This is a genomic window from Bartonella sp. MF74HXZ, from assembly GCF_042194445.1.
Classification (GTDB): Bacteria; Pseudomonadota; Alphaproteobacteria; order Rhizobiales; family Rhizobiaceae; genus Bartonella; species Bartonella grahamii.
This window is the reverse complement of record NZ_JBHIMW010000009.1, coordinates 1-18428: the sequence shown is the minus strand read 5'-3', so window position 1 is coordinate 18428 and position 18428 is coordinate 1. Positions and strand designations below refer to the sequence as shown.

The following is an 18428-nucleotide window of genomic DNA, read 5'->3' as shown; positions in this document are numbered from 1 at the left end:
AAGATTGCATCAAAGACGGTGTATAAAATACAGAAAACTTTAGAATAAGACACCCCATTATTTTACAGAATTCATTGATAAAATTTCACGATAATATTTCATAAAAATTACACACTTTAGCTTTGTTCCATGCGAATAAGGTCAATTTTTTCAATCATTCAAATGGGCATTCTTCTTTGAAGAAACCGCAATGAAAATAATTAAAGGCAAAAAATGTAAAAAAAGCTTTCAAAAAATAATGTTAACATTTGAAAGGAAATATACATGAAAGAAAACACTAAACATTACGCCTCTTCCACACAGGAAGAATTGCAAGAACAACACCCTGCAATTAATGCAGCCATTTCTGAGCAAATCAATAAAGCATCGCAGAATTTCTTTTATCCCAATAGCAAAGTGCTTAAAAATAAATACCGCATCAAAGAGCAAGAAATATTAAAGGAACAATGTTGTGATGATGTAAAAAAAGAAATGATAAAACTGCGTCAAGAACCTCTACCAGAACAGTTTAATTCCTCCTATCTAAAATATCTTCATCAACGCCTCTTTTCCCGTGCATTTGAATGGGCCGGACAAACACGTGAAGAGCCTTTTACATTTGAAGATGGTACTGTTGCTTCTATGCCCATTTTGAAAAGAAAAGAATTTACAAAACCTTTTGCGATTGGCAGAAAAATACAGGAGGGACTAGAAAAATTAGATAAAACGCTTGCTGAAAAGAATAATTTACAAGGCTTAACTCGCGAAGAATTCGTTGAACAAGCAGCTGGAATAATGATAGATTTGCACCACATGCATCCTTTCAGAGAGGGCAATAGGCGCACAAAGAGACTGTTTGTTGAAAAACTCGCTCAAGCAGCAGGACATAAGCTAGACTTTTCTCTTGTGAGCAAAAAACGTAAAGACTTTGTCCGCGCCGCTGCCATGGAGCATGGCAATCCAGAGCCTATGAAGCATCTGCTTGAGGATATCTCAAATCCAAAAAAATTGCTCATTTTACAAGAATTTACCAACTCTATGAGAGAACTTGGATTGGATGAAAAAAATTATTATCTCGCTGTCGTCGCAAAAGAAGGAGAAACCTATCATGGTACCTACAGAGGCAGTGGACCCAATGGCTTCATGATTGATGCCAATGGGATTTTCATCTTGGGAAATAAAAAAGATCTCACCCCAGAGCAAATACAGACATTAAAAATCGGTGACGCCCTCTCCTTTACAGCGCCCAAAACTCAAAACCCAGCAAAAACCCAGCAAAAAACATTTCTTCCAGAAAAAAAAAGAGACGTTCTTACAAACGATGAAATAACTAAAAAGAGCAAAGACAACACATCCATTCAAACAAAGAAAAAAGAAAAAGCCCATTTTTCACCATGGATTGCCCCTCATGCTTTACATGACAGCATTGAAGTTATGTCCCAAAGTTTGCAAGAACAAATGACCAAACCAATTGCTCAATCTGCTTCCTCCATGAGGCAAATGCAAAAAGATTTCCAAAAAAACATTTTACAGACCAGCAATACAGCGACAAATAATCCAACATCGGTCCAAATGACAAAGGAAAAACGCTCTGATCATCAAGAAAGAACAAAACAGCCCCCAAAACAAGCAACGGCATACTGGGACACTGGTACAAAAAAAACGGACACCATCCCTCTCACCTTACAGGAGAAATTATCCTCATCGCCTGAAACCGAAGAAAATAAGACAATGTACCGTAATTTCTTTTGCCCTAATAGTATCATCTTAAAAAATAAATATGGAATAAACGACTATAAAAAATTAAAAGTGCAATGTGCCCATGATACAACAAAAGCAATCATTCATCTACGCCAAGAAGCGCCACCACAAAAACTAACTTCCACATATCTCCAATATATTCATCACACCCTATTTAAAAATACTTTTGAATGGGCCGGACAAACACGCGAAAAACCATTTACATTTGAAGATGGTACCGTTGCTTATATGCCAATGATGAAAAAAGCTGGTATTTCTTTTGCCTCAGCAAAACAGATACAAGAGGGACTAGAAAATTTAGATAAAATACTTTCTGAAACGAATAGTTTAAAAGGCTTAACCCGCGAAACATTTGTTGAATATGTCACTGAAATGTTGATACAGCTCAACTATACGCATCCCTTCAGAGAAGGTAATGGACGCACACAACGAATGTTTTTTGAAAAACTTGGGCAAGTTGCTGGTCACACACTCGACTTTTCTCTTGTAACAGAAAAACGCATGAATCTTGCCAGCATTGCATCGCTAAAACACAACGATAAGGAAGAGATGAAGCATCTTCTTGAGGATATCTCAAATCCAGAAAAAATACTTATTTTAAAAGAATTCATAGACAATATGAAACATATTGGATTTGAAAATATTCATCATCATCTTATTGTAACAGCGAAAGAAGGGCATACCTATAAAGGCTTCTACAGAGGCAGTGGACCCAATGGCTTCATGCTTGATGCCAACGGGATTTTCATCTTAGGAAATAAAAAAGATCTCACTCCAGAGCAAATACAGACATTAAAAATCGGTGACGCCCTCTCCTTTACAGCACCAAAAGTTCAAAACCAGCAAGAAGTGCTTATCCCCGCAGAAACAATAGCCCCCCTTACCAACAATGAAATTGCCACAAGGATAAAAAACAACGCATCCATTCAAGCAAGAAGAAAAGAAATCGAAACTTTGTGCCAAATCATTTATGGCAATCGTCATATTTTGCAGGAAAGAATAGAGATGATCCATGAAAATCATACTGAAGGAGAACAGCTCACCTATCAAATTGCCACCTCTCCTCAATCTATTTCTAAGCTTTCTGGTAGCAATGTATTTGGCATAAAAAACAACGCGCGCGCCCATGCTGAAGCAAATATTTTGCCCCTCTGTAGAGCCATTGATCGTTATATCAATATTTTTAAACAAACAGAAAGAGACATTCTCCATACCCATCATATAAAACAAAGGCGGTGTGAACAGTCGGTAAAAATTCCTGAGGCTTGGATGAAAAATCTCTTTTCCTTGTCAAAAGCACAACAGCAAGAAACTTTATCAAACTCTCCTGAATTAAGGGGGGAGATAAGGACTTATATCAAAAAAATCAATGAGCGCTTATCCTCAAGCGAGCATGAAGCTATAAAGGAAAATAATCTTGAAAAACTTGCGAAGTGTCTTGGCACATCAACCGTTAAAGCAAAAGAAATTATGGAAATAGTCAAGCAGATAAAAGAGATAGAACAGCATATACAACCCATGTATTTTTATAACCATAAATTCGATGAGTGCTTAGCACCAAACCAGTATCAATCTATCCAGCATCAACCTATAAAGACAAACAATGAAAAAAAATGTTCCAACACTCTTGATAAAGAAACAATTAAAGTGCAAAAAATGACAGAAAACGTCAATCAGAGTTCTAAAAGACAAGAAAATATTCAGCCTCACAAAACAGAGCACGCAAAAGCCATGACAATGAATATCTAAAGGATTCATAAACTTTAACTTTTTGCCCTCTCTGGTAAAAATGATAGCCTTTACCCGCCTGCTTTCATTGGCAAATCAATCGCACCTCAACGGGAATGGAAACCATGAGAGAACAAATTCATCTTATTTCCTCAGATTTTATCCTCATTAACTATGAAAAGAAACCTGAACAAGTAAAATGAAAGGATCAATCATTTTTGAAAATGATAATTAATCACTTTCATTACCTATAGTGCTAAAAACAGACAAAATGCTGTTGAAAGATCACGTCTTCCTATCCTTTTGTTTATGTAATCTCTAAAATGGGAAGGCAGCCTAATTTTGAGAGAATATAAAGCCGTAAAGGTAAAAACCAATCACGAGCTTTGCCATCACCTTTTAGCTTAGCCTTACAACTTTTAAAAACATCTAAAGCACTGTCTTTTAAATAATGGATAGATAATGGAGATTGTACATTGCTTCACGCTTTTATTTTATTTGCGTTCTTTAATAGGGTCATGCCCCTTACATAAAAACAGAATGGTATTGGGGTGCACTATTCACGACATCACACCATAAAGAGAAATTAACATTATATATCCCTATATGTTCCTTCAAACTGTCATGATATCGCTCCCATATTTCAGTTTGAAAAAGAAATTTTAATTATTTTATGGCAACAATAAAAATTGTAATGCAACAGTAAACAAGGAGCATAAAAAAGTCTTCAAGCACCATTGTTGACAGAAAGATAAACACCGTCGTAAAACGCTTACAAAAAGTATCCTTGATTGGGATACAGATCAGATTTTTACGATTTAAAACGGTTTATTTCTCCTATCATCGCTTCTCTTTTACAACGAACCCGATATATCTTTATGACATTGATTAAAAAAATTGCAACAGTTGCTTCCGGAACCCTCATGAGCCGTATTTTTGGCTTCGTACGCGAAATGCTTATGGCAGCAGCCCTAGGGACTGGTCCTGTTTCTGATGCCTTTAACGCTGCTTTTCGTTTTCCCAACACATTTCGTCGTTTTTTTGCTGAAGGTGCCTTTAACGCTGCTTTCATTCCTCTTTTTGCAAAAAAAATTACTGAAGATGGTCAAGAAACAGCATGCAAATTTGCAGAAGAAGTCTTTGGCGTTCTCTTTTCGATGCTCTTACTGTTAACGATTGCGATGGAACTGAGTATGCCTTTTTTGGTACGAACCATTATTGCCCCAGGTTTTACCGAAGATGCAACAAAATTTAACGCTACAATTCACTTTACTGCGATCATGTTTCCCTATTTAACCTGCATGTCGCTTGCTGCCATGATGGGGGGCATGCTTAATGCTCTGCGACGCTATTTTATTGCCGCCATTGCCCCACTCTTTTTAAACATTATTCTGATTGGTGTTCTTGCCTATGCTTGGATCTATAAACTTGACGCTTGGCATATCGGCTTAAATCTCTCTTGGGGTGTATTGGCAGCAGGGCTTCTTCAACTCACCTTAATTGCCCTTGCTTTGCGTCAAAGTGGAATGAAAATTTCCTTCCGCCAGCCCCATTTAAGTCCTAATGTTCGCAAGCTATTAACTTTAGCATTCCCAGCAGCCATCACGGGTGGCATCACACAAATCAATTTGCTCATTAATACCAACATTGCTTCTAGTCAATCGGGTGCTGTCTCTTCTTTGATGTACGCTGATCGTCTTTACCAATTGCCTCTAGGTGTAATCGCCATTGCCGTTGCAACCGTTCTTTTACCAGAATTAACACGCGCTTTGCGAAGCAAAAAGCACAAAGAAACCCACAATTTACAAAACCGCTCTATTGAATTAACGCTATTGTTAACACTTCCAGCATCCATCGCTTTTTTACTGCTCTCCACTCCCATTGTCAGTTTGCTCTTTGAGCGAGGACAATTTACCAGTCAATCAACACACCATGTTGCACAATTACTGGAACTTTATGGACTAGGACTTCCAGCTTTTGTTCTCATTAAGGTCTTTATTCCTAATTTTTTTGCCCATGAAGATACAAAAACACCGATGATTTTTACAGGTATTTGCGTTTTCATCAATATCAGTCTCGCCTTAACATTATTTCCTATTCTATCTGCACGAGGCATTGTTATTGCTGAAATTACCTCTGGATGGGTCAACGCCCTGTTGCTTTGGGGTGTCCTTATCAAACGCGGTTATTGGAAATACGACTTCCAACTGATAAAGCAAATATTATGTCTCATGATAGCAACCCTTTTGAGTGCACTAGCCCTCTATTACGGATTGAATGTGTTTGGTTTTTTGTCTTTTCCTTTATCCTCACAAGCATCCTTTTTCTTGCGCACCAGCACCTTAGCTGGGATCATGCTTGGCATATTCTTGATCTATTTTAGTGCCTATTTTTTATTCAACACCCATTCCTTTTTTCACATGCTTAAAAATTTGAAAAAACGCTCATAATATCTATACTTTGTCAAAAACAATAAAACAAATAACCTTAATTGAAGAAAGAGCACTCCTATGGATACCTTCACACCACTTGTCTTTTCCGGCGTACAACCGAGTGGTCATTTACATCTTGGCAATTATCTTGGAGCCATTCAGCGTTGGGTTGAACTGCAAAACTCTCATCACTGCCTCTACTGTGTTGTGGATATGCATGCGCTCACAGTCAACCCAGATCCCCTTACTTTACGCGAATCCACCAGAACAGTGACAGCAGCCTTTTTAGCCTGCGGTATTGATCCTCAAAAACACATTATTTTTAACCAATCACGTGTTTTTCAACACGCTGAACTTGCCTGGATTTTTAATTGTGTTGCCCGTATCGGCTGGCTTCAACGCATGACACAATTTAAAGATAAAGCAGGAAAAGATCGCGAAAAAGCATCCCTAGGGCTTTTTGCCTATCCCACTTTGATGGCTGCTGATATTTTAGTCTATCGTGCAACGCATGTTCCAGTAGGCGAAGATCAAAAACAGCATGTTGAACTCACACGCGATATTGCACAAAAATTTAACAACGACTATGCACAGCGTATTGCCGAATTAAATTTTGGTATCTCTATGCAAACGGATGAAGAAAAAAAACAAGGCTTCTTTCCCCTCCCAGAGGCGCTTATTGGAACAACAGCCACACGCGTTATGTCTTTGCGCGATGGGACGAAAAAAATGTCAAAATCAGATCCTTCAGATTTTTCACGCATTAATTTGACCGATGATGCTGATCTTATCGCCAAAAAAATACGCAAAGCCAAAACGGATTCGGCCCCTCTTCCCGATACCCTTACCGCTTTAAAAGAACGACCAGAAGTAGACAACCTGCTTGGTATTTATGCCGCCTTTGCCAAAGTTAGCAAAGAAAAGATTCTCTTAGAATTTTCTGGTCAACAATTTTCGCATTTTAAAACAGCTCTAGCCGACCTTGCTGTCCATAAGCTTGCCCCTATAACAGAAGAATTACGTCGACTGCATCAAGAAAGTGGTTATATTGACTCTGTTTTGCATGATGGCGCTAAACGTGCTAGTATGCTCGCAGAAGAAAATATGAAAAAAGTTCGTGAAATTATTGGATTTTTGCACGATACATAAAGATAATAAAACTAAAAACTGTAGAGAGCAAAAAAATCGTTTGTACAAAATAGAGAAAGTGCATGATTTCCAAACCCAAAAATCCGAAAAAAGAACCCAAGAAAAAAAACTTAGTCATTATCGATGAAACACCAGAGTGTCGGCGTGCCGTTGCGTTTGCTGCACAGCATGCCCAAAATACCAGTAGAACATTGGTATTACTTTGTGTCGTTGATAGTGTAGAATTTCAACATTTTCTGGGTGTAAACAACGTTATGCGCACAGAATCAACGCAAAGTGCTCATAAAATATTAGGAGACATTGCCAGTGAAGTCCGCACCACCCATGCGCTTGAAACAGAAATAGTGGTGCGTGAAGGAAAAAAAATTGATGAGATTTCCAAACTAATCGACGAAGATAAAAGGATTGCACTAATTGTTTTAGCAGCCAGTGGACATACAGAAGGACCAGGACCCCTTGTTCAATTAATCGGAAATAAAGGGACAGCTTTTTCAATCCCTGTCATTGTTATTCCTAGCAATCTTGCCGATGAAGATATTAGATCTATTGCCTAAAAAATATAATATTCTACAATGTAAGATCTTCCCAATCCTTCATTATAAAAGGAGAGTTTATGTTTATTCAAACTGAAACCACCCCAAACCCTGCAACACTTAAATTCCTGCCAGGACGCGTGGTTCTTTCTGAGGGCGTATTAGAATTTCGTGACCCTGAAGAAGCAGCTAAAAACTCACCTTTGGCAGCTAAGCTGTTTAATATTCCCAATATCAATGGTGTTTTTTTAGGCTATGATTTTATCACCGTAAGCAAAAAAGAAGGAGAATGGCAACATCTCAAGCCCGTCATTTTAGGCACAATCATGGAACATTTTCTATCCAATGAGCCAGTGATTACCACCAACGCTACAATACAAGCACAAACCCATGCCCTTAACGAAGAATTTTATGACGAAAAAGATGCTGATATTGTCTTAACCATTAAAGAGCTGCTTGAAACGCGTATCCGCCCAGCAGTTGCCAATGATGGTGGAGACATTACTTTTCGCGGATTTGAGAATGGTATTGTTTATCTCAATATGCGGGGTGCCTGCGCTGGATGTCCCTCTTCAACGGCAACCCTCAAACATGGTATTGAGAATCTTTTACGCCATTTTATCCCTGAAGTTTTAGGCGTTGAAGCCATGCCACAATAAATATTGACCTCAATAGGTAAAATAACCACACCGATTTCCCCTCTTCAACAGCGCTCAAACATGGAGTGCAAAAATCTTGCGTCATTTTATTCCTGAAATTTTAAAAGTAAGCTATGCAGCCATAAAAATACAGTACTGTTAAAAAAATCTGTCTAATAATGATACCTTCACTCATATTTCACCTCCACATATGCCTTAAAAAGATCTCAAAGCCCCTTTTAAGAAGCATAAGTTGTTTCAACAAACCAATCCGTACACAGAAGTACAATGCATGGATGTGCACTTTAAATTTATTTTGTTTCATAACCCTGTCATGCAATTTTAACTAGGAAAACACGACCCGTTACAAAAAAGAAAACCCAAAAAAGAAAACATTGTAAGATAGAGTGCCCATTTGCTCCATCTTTCTCAGTTCTCCCAACGATAAAATCACGCAAAATACTTCTTGTAGCAGCCAATCGACAAAGATCACATTTTGCAACTTGAATGAGAATTCTGACATTCTTCTTATTTCAATTCTGTTTTTATTGTATCAATCAAAATCGTCCACTTACACAGCACAAACTGGATAATAACAAAAACTATTTTAATAGCTCTTATACACACTTTTTATAAGGGACTGTTGCAACACTAAGAGCTGGAAAATGCATAACCGTACGACCTTATCAAGATCATACCGTCCTTTTTCTATTCTTAAAATAAAGAGTTTCCCCTCTATCATTTTCAATCTCATTTCCATAAATATGACGCAAACGGTGTAACTACCTGTAAAAATAAATACATTGAAACTAGATCTATTATGATTGTTTGAGAAATTATCTAATAAAAAAATGAGAATATTTCTTCAATTCAGCAGGAATAAGTTTGTCTGCTTTACCGCGTTGTTCTTCTCATAAAGCACATACTTTTACTGTCGCATGTAAGTCAACATCCAACTTCACCCATAACTGCGTATTAAAAGAAAAGACAGAGTCACTATTCCTCTGCGATACATGGCTTTGCAATAAAGGAAAATATATTGCCTCTATCTGATTGGTGTAATCTGTGAAACAAGAAAAAAAGCCCATTCGAGAAGAATGTAAAAATAAAAAACCAGCGAAATGCAAAAACAATTGCAAGGGGATAAATGCCTAAACTTTTTTCACAAACTCCGACTTTAAACTCATCTGACCAATCCCTGGAATTTTGCAATCAATGTTATGATCCCCATCCACCAAGCGAATATTCTTTACCTTAGTACCACCTTTTAAAACAGATGAAGCGCCTTTTACTTTCAGATCTTTTATCACCATAACGGTATCTCCGTTTGTTAAAATCTGACCATTGGCATCATAAACAATATCGGAAAGAACAGTATCATCGTTTTTTTGTGGCCATTCATGTGCGCATTCAGGACACACAAAATTTTCACCATCTTCATAAGTATAAAGACAATCACAACGAGGACATTTGGGATATTGGGTCATAAATTCCCCTTTTAAAAGAAAAATCATTCGTTATGACTGGTCATAAAGCAAGAAGTGCTTATTGTCCATTATTTTAGAAAAACATTTCCCTTTGTTTCACCCCTCATCTGCCAACGGTGTTCATGAATGCTATCGTCACATACCATACATGAGTTTATAAAAATGATTGATCATTATACAACTTAAATGAGCCCCCCGCATATCATAAAATTTACTCACTTCATTCTCTCTAATAAATTAATCAAAATCATTTTCTTATGCATCATCAATGCAATTAACGAATGGATAAAAAACAATTAGAAAAGGAACCTCTCTGAATAAAACGCTCTCAAAGAACTAAAAACTAAGAAATAAGAAAATGATAGCCTCAACTTGACCTTTTATTTAAGTAAAGATAACAGTCATAATGTTAGAGAACAGACTGATTTATAATCATAGTTAATGGTTTTGTATATTGAATGAGAGCCAATAAATAAGCTGAGATTCTCTTACCCCCTTTGACATTGAATCAACCAAAGTCTTTTGCTTGCAGGTTACAAGTAGGAAAAGCCGTGTAAAACGATTATTCAAAATACTAAATATTTTCAAATATAAAAACCAACATTGAAAACGAGCAAAGTGAATGATGATGCTGGTCTTACTCTCTCATAAGCATAAAAACGGTGCTGCTCAATGGATGTCCGGTTATCCCTTTCAAAAGTGACACGCATAAAATGCGTTTTTAGTGTTTTGAGAGAGACGCTTCTTTAAGACAAACATATGAAATGTACAACATGATAGTATTTTGTTTTGCATGAGGAACATCTCCCCTATTAAACAAACATTTCCATCAAACCATCAGACCCCATTGGACATAAATTCCCCGATTATACCTGATTATAATTACCTACAGCATTTGGTTTTAAGAAGCCCGCAGTTTTAGGAATCCGATTGATATGTAAAAGAGGAAAAAACAAAGCGAGCTTAAAAATGGAGGATCTGCCTTATGACCAATAAAATCACGCCCCTAAAATCATACCTCATGTGATCAATCATCATACCTTTACAAAAAACATTCCACTGATCTTAGGTGATAATATCAGGGCGATCTCGCCCCAATGCTTGTTGTATATTTAACAGTTTTAGCGCCACCTGTTGCAAAGGTTGGAGAACTTCTTGCGGATTAAAATTGTGTTTGCGCGGATCACTTTCATACTGTTCAAAATAAAGTCGTAAAGTAGCACCTAGCGTCCCTGTTCCCGACAACCGGACCACCAACCGTGCTCCATTCTCGAAAAAGATACGTATACCTTGCCGCGTGCTAACGCTCTGATCAACAGGATCATGATATGTAAAATCATCTGCTTTTTTGACGAAAAATCCTGCAATTTCAGTTCCTGCATGTGGTAAGTGCGTACGCAAATGTTCTATAAGTTCCAAAGCTTTATCTGCTTCAACTTCTTCATAATCATGCCGTAACGTGTAAAAACGCCCATAGGTGTACCAATGCTGTTGAACAATTTGTGCAACAGTTTTTTCTGTTACCGCTAAAAGATTTAACCAAAATAAGACAGCCCATAAACCATCTTTTTCGCGGATGTGATGAGAGCCAGTTCCAAAGCTTTCTTCACCACAAAAGGTTACTTTCCCCGCATCCAAAAGGTTTCCAAAAAACTTCCATCCCGTTGGCGTTTCAAAAAAGTTTAATCCGTGTTTTTCCGCAACCAGATCAGCAGCACGCCCCGTCGGCATAGAACGCGCTATCCCCACAACACCTTTTCGATATCCTTTAATGAGGTGTGCATGTTCAGCCATAATAGCCAAAGAATCTGAAGGCGAGACAAATTGTTGACGACCAATAATGAGGTTACGATCTCCATCACCATCAGAGGCTGCACCAAGATCTGGTCCTTGCTCTGACATCAATAAATCATAAAGAGCCTTGGCATAAACCAAATTAGGATCCGGATGACCGCCTCCAAAGTCTGGCAAAGGAATACCATTAACCACCGTTCCTTCAGAAAATCCTAAGCATTTTTCAAAAATTTCATGAGCATAAGGCCCTGTTACCGCATGCATAGCATCAAACCGTAAAGTAAGACCTCGAGCAACGGCCTTGGCAATACAGTCAAAATCAAAAAGCTCCTGCATCAAAGCAACATAATCAGCGACAGGATCAATAATATCAATCCGCATGGCTCCCATAAAGATCGTACCTTGCCTATCTAAATCAATATCTGGTGCTTCAAGAATTTTATAAAAGGAAAGACGTTGCGATGTTGCAAAAATAGCATCACATAAAGAATTAGGAGCGGGTCCACCATTAGAAACATTGTATTTGATACCACAATCTCCCTCTGGACCACCAGGATTATGGCTTGCAGAAAGAATAAGTCCACCATGAGCATGGGTTTTACGAATAAGATGCGAAACAGCAGGTGTAGAAAGAATACCGCCCCTTCCCATTTTAACACAAGAAACACCATGCGCCGCTGCCATCTTCAACACAATCTGAAGGAGAGTACGATTAAAAGTGCGCCCATCGCCCCCAAGAATCAACATTTTTCCTTCAAGAGGTCCAATGTTATCAAAAAGAGACTGTATAAAGTTTTCTACATAATGAGGTTGTTGAAAAACAGACACTTTTTTGCGCAAACCAGACGTTCCCGGTTTTTGCCCCTCAAAAGCCGTGGTCAAAACTGTCTTTATGGTCATGTAAATACCTTCATATTCTTTCCTTTAATTTTAAGGTGAAGAGTATCCAAAGTCGACCATTAATTCTACTTGACGGAAGTGTGAAATATTTGCACACTCGTTAGAAGTAAGAATTCTTAAAGAATCCCTTTTATTTAAACCGTTCTTTCCGATATGCTTTTAAAGACAAAAGCTGTTTTAAAACGAAATTTTTGTAAAAAATATAGGAGCATCCTTATGATGAAAAAAACTGTTCCCAATGTAACATTCCATACACGTGTCCGAGATGAAGTGGGTGAAAATAATTCTTATCGGTGGCAAGAAGTTAACAGCGATGCTTACTTTAAAGGAAAGCGTGTTATTCTTTTTTCTCTTCCTGGAGCTTTTACCCCTACTTGCTCAACTTTTCAGCTGCCTGACTTTGAAAAACTCTATGATGAATTTAAACAAGCGGGTATTGATGAAATTTATTGCCTTTCCGTCAATGATGCTTTTGTCATGAATGCTTGGGGAAAAACACAAAATATCAAAAACGTGAAATTAATTCCTGATGGCTCTGGTGAATTCACACGCAAAATGGGTATGCTGGTTGCAAAAGACAATGTTGGTTTTGGCATGCGATCATGGCGCTATGCTGCCGTTATTAATGATGGTGTGGTTGAGCAATGGTTTGAAGAAGCAGGTTTTTCAGATAATTGTGCAACAGATCCTTATGAAGTTTCTTCACCACAAAATGTTTTAAAAGCTTTGAAAAACTAATTCCGCCCCCAAATCGTCTATTTAAACAAAATTTAACGACACAAATTTCCTTAGTAAAGAAAATTTGTGTCGTTTATATTTTTTGAAACATCTATTTGTCAAAGCAGACACTATAAGTTGGTTGTGCGTTTTTGGTGAGAAAATATTCCAGCAATAATTTTTTAATAGGTATTTCACGTTTTAACTGCTTTGAAAAAACTTGAAAAATTTCCAGTAAAAAATCCAAACCAATTATAGTGCTAAAAGAATAAAAAGCTAAAAACTGTTGCACGCTATCAAAAAATGGGGATGCAATTGCGAAATGCGCAAATTCATACAAAACTCTCTCAGAAACATCAAGGACTAACGTATCGATGAAATATGCAAGATCAATGTAAATTTCTCCTATTGAGAAAAGCTTTGTGTCAAACAATAATTTGATTTATAAGGATAATTTATAATTTTTCATGTCGAATGAGAGGCACTGAATATCATAAGATTGTGTTATTTTATTCCTTCTTATATTGAACTTAAAACTATTTTCTCGCTTATTAGCACGTGAGGTTGGCATATGAATAAATGATTAAAAGAGTAAAAATGCGTCTCGTAAACGCTCTAAAATACTAGAGCTATGAACATCATTACTGCAAGGTTCACAAAAGCATCAAGAAAAAAATATGGTATAAAAACGGCTCTGCATAAATAACTGTTCATGAAGAATATTAAATAAAAACAGATCCCGTAAACATTCCAATTCACATACCATAAACAGACTCATTGCTGTTCTCATAGCCATTTATTCTAAGCTTTTATTTTTCTCTAAGAGAGAAACGGTTAAAGAAGGCGTTTATTTGAATGTTCTACCATAAAGTGTGTTTTCATTTCTTCCTCTTCTATCTCTTCCTCTTCATCGAGCTCAAAATCTTCATCACATTCAGGAAGACCAAAAATATCTGGATTAATAAAATAACAATATCGTTTTGTCCCCTTCGCTACAATTTTATTCTTTTCTAATTCTTTGATACCTTCTTTAAAACTTTCAAAATTAAGATATTCTGGTTCTTGAATTGAAAGATCACAAATCAAAAATTCATTGAGAGTATCCTCATCTAATCTTACCTGATCAAACCATAAATCCACATCATCTTCATCTGACATTTTCCCTACTTGCCACAACATCACAAAAAATGCTTTCATACCACTAAATGATAGCCCAAAAATCATACGCCGGCTATCGGACGCTCCTGAAAACGTAATTTGCGGAAGATCTTCAAATCCGAAATTTGAAGGAGGAAGTTTAAATGATTTTCCAATATCTTCAGGTTTTTTCAAAATAAAGGGATTTCTTTCATATAACACTGTAAAATCATATTGGGCCATTTTCATTTCTCCGTAAAAAATTGATTTGTTATAATAAATGAATAATTTCAAATGGTTGTCATTATAATCTCTTATAATGCCTCCCATATTTTCCCTTTAAAAATTGTCTGATTTAAGTTATTCGTTGCTTTTGAAACTAAAAAAATCTTCTAAAATAAAACTCTTGAGATTTCTTTCATCTCTCATGGATGTGAGATTGTAGACTGCCGACAATAAAACAGTAGAAATATGATATCAGCAAATGAGAATTCAAAAATTAAATCCATATGAATGATCAATATTTCTATAAACTCTGTTATTGATCATCAATTTTTCTAAACAGGGTTGCGTCAAGAACCTCAAATGCTTCAGTGTCCAGTATTTTGTTGCACAAAGAGACTTACCTCGCGCGCTCAAAAGCATTCATTTCATAATGACGACAAAGCATTTTTATCTTTAAAAATTGCTTTTATGCCGCAGGAACTTTAAAAAAATAACGCGATTTTAAGAATATCTAAACAAGTAAAATACAAATTCTGAAAATTGAAGAGGAAATGTTCGAGCTTTTCCCAACAATCGCTTTCACAAAACTTTTATCATTACCATTTTTGGGCTGCCAAAATATCTTGTACTGTTTGAACCAATTGCTCTTCATCAATCATCACTTGCGCAGGACGGCTTTCACGCCATGTTTGATTGTCCTTAATTTCGTGGGACAAACGCGCCCCTTCAATCAAATCTTTAATCTGAATTTTTCCGCTCTCACGTTCTTGTGACCCTTGAATCACCACACAAGGCGCTTGACGTCGATCTGCATATTTCATCTGCGCTTTAATTCCCGATGCCCCCAAATAGAGCTCAGCACGAATTCCCGCACCACGCAACTGCATCACCATTTTTTGATAACCAGCAACAGCTTCTGGTTCTTTATCCATCATCAACACCACAACCGGCCCTGTTGTCTCCTTCATAGGCAGCTTTCCAAGATTTTGCAAAGCAGCGATCAAGCGTGAGACACCGATTGAAAAACCTGTTGCCGGAATATTTTCACCACGAAAGCGTGCCACCAATCCATCATAGCGCCCACCACCACCAACAGAGCCAAAAACAACTTTTTGCCCATCATCATTGAGAACATCAAAAAGCAATACCGCCTCAAAAACAGGTCCCGTATAATATTCTAATCCACGAACCACCGAAGGGTCAATTTTAATGCGATTGTGATAACCATTAGCGACAAAGATTGCTTGCATTTCCTCAAGCTCGCGAACCCCTTCAAGCCCCTGAGCACTCTGACCAACGACTTGTCTGAGAGCATCAAGGATTTCTTCTGCCGTTTTTGCATTTACAGTCAGTAAGGAAAGAATACACTCAATCTCTTTATCCTTAAGCTCGGCCCCTTTTGTAAAATCACCACTTTCATCCAAACGCCCTTTGCCTAGAAGCAAACGCACGCCTTCAGGACCAAATTTATCCAGTTTATCCATTGCTCGAAGAACAGTTAAGCGCCTTTCAATCTGCTCCCTTTCCCCTAAACCAATCAATTCTAAAACACTTTCCAGAATTTTTCGGTTATTCAAGCGAATGGCATAATCATGCTGCTGAAACCCTAACTTTTCCAAACTATCCGCTGCCATCATACAAATTTCAGCATCCGCTGCTACCGTTGGTGTTCCAACAATATCCGCATCAAACTGCATAAATTGCCGAAACCGCCCTGGTCCGGGTTTTTCATTGCGAAACACAAAACCAAGACGATAACTGCGATAAGGCTTTGGCAAAACTTCAAAATTCTCTGCAAAATAACGGGCAAGAGGCGCAGTAAGATCATAGCGCAAAGACATCCATTGCTCATCATCATCTTGTAGCGAAAAAACGCCCGCATTTGGACGATCTTCATCAGGTAAAAACTTACCCAGCACATCCGTATATTCAAAAATTGGTGTTTCCAGTGCTTCAAAACCGTAAAGTTCATAAACTTCACGAATTTGCGCAATCATTGTTTCAGTTGCATACAACTGTGCACTTGTACGATCCACAAAACCACGGGGTAAACGGGCTTTGGTTTTTTCTTGTTTCAATGACATGTTTTTCTCTAACAACAATATGTATTCACAGATAATGTGTGTCTATCTTATAGAAACCAACGCTGCAATGACTTTATCAATCTAAAAACTTTTAATAACATGTTAGAGTCCTTTATTTTACAAAAGTAATATCCTTATAAAGCAATATTCTAAAAGAGTTTATCCTGTAAGATGAGTCATAGCCCTTAAACTAAAACGTGCCCAAAACGAATACACTCTCCAAGCCCTCTTATGCCTCATCTTTTAGCACTGTTCAGGTATTTCTTATATTTTCTTCCTTTATCTCGTCTTCCTTGAAGCAATTTTTCATATATTTCCAAGATTTCTGCATTTTTTTTTCAAACATTTGCTTTCCGTATTTGATCCTCCCAATCCCAACAGAAAATAAGAAATATATGAACACTTTTTGAAAAGATCAAAAATAACTCTTGACTTTGATAAAGCAAATCACTTTTTGAAAGAAGTATCTGACTTAAAATTTGATAAGCCCCTTCTTTTATAAGAGCTTTTTTTCTTTGATAACTTAGCAAAAAACTTTAAGATAGAAGCGTATTTTTAGATTGCTCAGCAAAATCATGAATAACATTTTTTAAATCAACACTATTTCGACCAACCTGTGTAATCGATCTTGAAATGGAAGGAATAAGATTCTGCCATAGCCTTTGAGGAAACTGCTGAGTTAATTGTGTTATTGTTCCCCCTTGAGCCCCAATGCCAGGAACGAGAAATAAGTTATTTTCTAGCTGTTCGATTGTATCTTTTGCTTCATTGCCCAATGTTGCTCCAATCACTGCCCCAATAGGACCAACATGATGATATTGACTTGAAGATTGGCTATTATATTCAAAAATACGCTGTGCCAAATGAACAGAAACCGTTTGATCACCAATGCGCGCATTTCGAATGTGCCTTCCCTCTGGATTCGAAGATTGAACAACCATAAAAACAGCCGTTTTTGTTTCTTCTGCAATCTTTATTAAAGGAATGAGAGCATCAAATCCTAAAAAAGGATTGACTGTTATGGCATCTGCTTTAAACGCACTACTTGAACCAAGCCAAGCTTTACCGTAAGCCTCAGCAGTAGAGCCAATATCCCCTCTTTTCGTATCAACGAGAACCAACAAACCTTGTGCCTGTGCATTTTCAATAAGTTCTTTGAGAATTTGAAGCCCTTCCACCCCATATAACTCAAAAAATGCGGCTTGAGGCTTTATCATCCCCACTTTACCCACAACCGCTGTTAAGAGGATATCACAAAAATCTTTTAGACCTTTATAATCACAGCTTAAATTCCATGATTGCAAAACTTTATGACTCGGATCAAAACCAACGCAAAGCGGTCCATATTTTTCACTATTTTTAAAAAAAGCTGAACAAAACATTTTATATCCTAACACGGTCTGTCTTTAAACTTTCTGATACAATCAAAAAGAAAAGCATTTGTCAAAAGAATACAATACTGAAAACACAAAGAAAGAGCTCTTTATACAAAGTGTGCTTTTATTTATGAAACATAAATATATTTCCATTCGTAACGCTTATCACATGTTTATCGACCAAGACGTTGTCATGAGACAAAAATTCAAATTTATGAAAGAATATAAACAAAAAAAGCGTTCATATTATTTTGTTCAATGACCTCATAAAGCCCAATAGCGTACCTTGTCGTTTTTACACCCCTTTTTTATGATCAACAAAAACTCTCTATGAACGTGCTTTAAACAAAAGTTTTAAAAGAAAATGCCCCACTATGATGATCTCGAGCTTAACTTTAGATCTCTCCTATCCCTTTTTAGCGCATATCTATTCACTTTTGGAACATAATTGGCAAAAAGACATTGTATCTCCAGCATATTCAAGGAGA

Annotated in this window: 11 protein-coding genes; 6 read left to right on the top strand and 5 right to left on the bottom strand. The window is 37.1% G+C overall.

The features are described from left to right. The first annotated feature begins 264 nt into the window (after positions 1 to 264). The 5 genes from ACFIJ8_RS07725 (at position 265) to ACFIJ8_RS07705 (ending at position 8241) form a co-directional block, all read left to right on the top strand. The gene (locus tag ACFIJ8_RS07725) at positions 265 to 3489 is read left to right on the top strand and encodes a BID domain-containing T4SS effector (protein WP_375639319.1); all 3225 of its coding nucleotides are present in this window, start codon (positions 265 to 267) and stop codon (positions 3487 to 3489) included. 857 nt (positions 3490 to 4346) lie between these two features. Then, complete coding sequence (gene murJ, locus ACFIJ8_RS07720; RefSeq protein ID WP_375639331.1) at positions 4347 to 5918, top strand: murein biosynthesis integral membrane protein MurJ; 1572 nt, start codon at positions 4347 to 4349, stop codon at positions 5916 to 5918. Positions 5919 to 5978: 60 nt separating this feature from the next. Continuing rightward, complete coding sequence (trpS, locus tag ACFIJ8_RS07715; protein ID WP_273788324.1) at positions 5979 to 7049, top strand: tryptophan--tRNA ligase; 1071 nt, start codon at positions 5979 to 5981, stop codon at positions 7047 to 7049. 62 nt (positions 7050 to 7111) lie between these two features. Then, positions 7112 to 7603, top strand: a complete 492-nt coding sequence (locus ACFIJ8_RS07710) for a universal stress protein (RefSeq protein WP_273788325.1) — start codon at positions 7112 to 7114, stop codon at positions 7601 to 7603. Between the two features lie 59 nt (positions 7604 to 7662). Next, a complete protein-coding gene (locus ACFIJ8_RS07705) occupies positions 7663 to 8241 on the top strand; it encodes a NifU family protein (protein WP_015856727.1) in 579 nt (192 codons plus the stop codon). 1130 nt (positions 8242 to 9371) lie between these two features. Here the strand turns inward: ACFIJ8_RS07705 and ACFIJ8_RS07700 are convergent. After that, positions 9372 to 9707, bottom strand: a complete 336-nt coding sequence (locus tag ACFIJ8_RS07700) for a zinc ribbon domain-containing protein YjdM (RefSeq protein ID WP_375639318.1) — start codon at positions 9705 to 9707, stop codon at positions 9372 to 9374. Positions 9708 to 10772: 1065 nt separating this feature from the next. Then, positions 10773 to 12401 (bottom strand): alpha-D-glucose phosphate-specific phosphoglucomutase, encoded by a 1629-nt coding sequence (locus tag ACFIJ8_RS07695; RefSeq protein WP_375629581.1) that lies wholly within the window; start codon positions 12399 to 12401, stop codon positions 10773 to 10775. A 216-nt stretch (positions 12402 to 12617) separates the two neighbouring features. Here ACFIJ8_RS07695 and ACFIJ8_RS07690 point away from each other — a divergent pair, with 216 nt between their 5' ends. Beyond that, complete coding sequence (locus ACFIJ8_RS07690; protein ID WP_375620153.1) at positions 12618 to 13139, top strand: peroxiredoxin; 522 nt, start codon at positions 12618 to 12620, stop codon at positions 13137 to 13139. 813 nt (positions 13140 to 13952) lie between these two features. On the opposite strand, the gene ACFIJ8_RS07685 is transcribed toward ACFIJ8_RS07690, so the two are convergent. The 3 genes from ACFIJ8_RS07685 to pyrF form a co-directional block, all read right to left on the bottom strand. Then, complete coding sequence (locus ACFIJ8_RS07685) at positions 13953 to 14585, bottom strand: replication protein (protein ID WP_375639317.1); 633 nt, start codon at positions 14583 to 14585, stop codon at positions 13953 to 13955. A gap of 491 nt (positions 14586 to 15076) precedes the next feature. Further along, positions 15077 to 16564 (bottom strand): histidine--tRNA ligase, encoded by a 1488-nt coding sequence (gene hisS, locus ACFIJ8_RS07680; protein ID WP_375639316.1) that lies wholly within the window; start codon positions 16562 to 16564, stop codon positions 15077 to 15079. Positions 16565 to 17100: 536 nt separating this feature from the next. Beyond that, the gene (gene pyrF, locus ACFIJ8_RS07675) at positions 17101 to 17946 is read right to left on the bottom strand and encodes an orotidine-5'-phosphate decarboxylase (RefSeq protein ID WP_015856744.1); all 846 of its coding nucleotides are present in this window, start codon (positions 17944 to 17946) and stop codon (positions 17101 to 17103) included. Positions 17947 to 18428 lie beyond the last annotated feature (482 nt).

Excerpts from the sequence above, each read along its gene's own strand:
- pyrF (WP_015856744.1), bottom strand. The coding sequence starts at position 17,946 with ATGTTTTGTTCAGCTTTTTTTAAAAATAGTGAAAAATATGGACCGCTT.
- trpS (WP_273788324.1), top strand. The coding sequence starts at position 5,979 with ATGGATACCTTCACACCACTTGTCTTTTCCGGCGTACAACCGAGTGGT.
- ACFIJ8_RS07710 (WP_273788325.1), top strand. The coding sequence starts at position 7,112 with ATGATTTCCAAACCCAAAAATCCGAAAAAAGAACCCAAGAAAAAAAAC.
- ACFIJ8_RS07685 (WP_375639317.1), bottom strand. The coding sequence starts at position 14,585 with ATGGGAGGCATTATAAGAGATTATAATGACAACCATTTGAAATTATTC.
- ACFIJ8_RS07705 (WP_015856727.1), top strand. The coding sequence starts at position 7,663 with ATGTTTATTCAAACTGAAACCACCCCAAACCCTGCAACACTTAAATTC.
- ACFIJ8_RS07725 (WP_375639319.1), top strand. The coding sequence starts at position 265 with ATGAAAGAAAACACTAAACATTACGCCTCTTCCACACAGGAAGAATTG.
- hisS (WP_375639316.1), bottom strand. The coding sequence starts at position 16,564 with ATGTCATTGAAACAAGAAAAAACCAAAGCCCGTTTACCCCGTGGTTTT.
- murJ (WP_375639331.1), top strand. The coding sequence starts at position 4,347 with ATGACATTGATTAAAAAAATTGCAACAGTTGCTTCCGGAACCCTCATG.
- ACFIJ8_RS07695 (WP_375629581.1), bottom strand. The coding sequence starts at position 12,401 with ATGACCATAAAGACAGTTTTGACCACGGCTTTTGAGGGGCAAAAACCG.
- ACFIJ8_RS07700 (WP_375639318.1), bottom strand. The coding sequence starts at position 9,707 with ATGACCCAATATCCCAAATGTCCTCGTTGTGATTGTCTTTATACTTAT.
- ACFIJ8_RS07690 (WP_375620153.1), top strand. The coding sequence starts at position 12,618 with ATGATGAAAAAAACTGTTCCCAATGTAACATTCCATACACGTGTCCGA.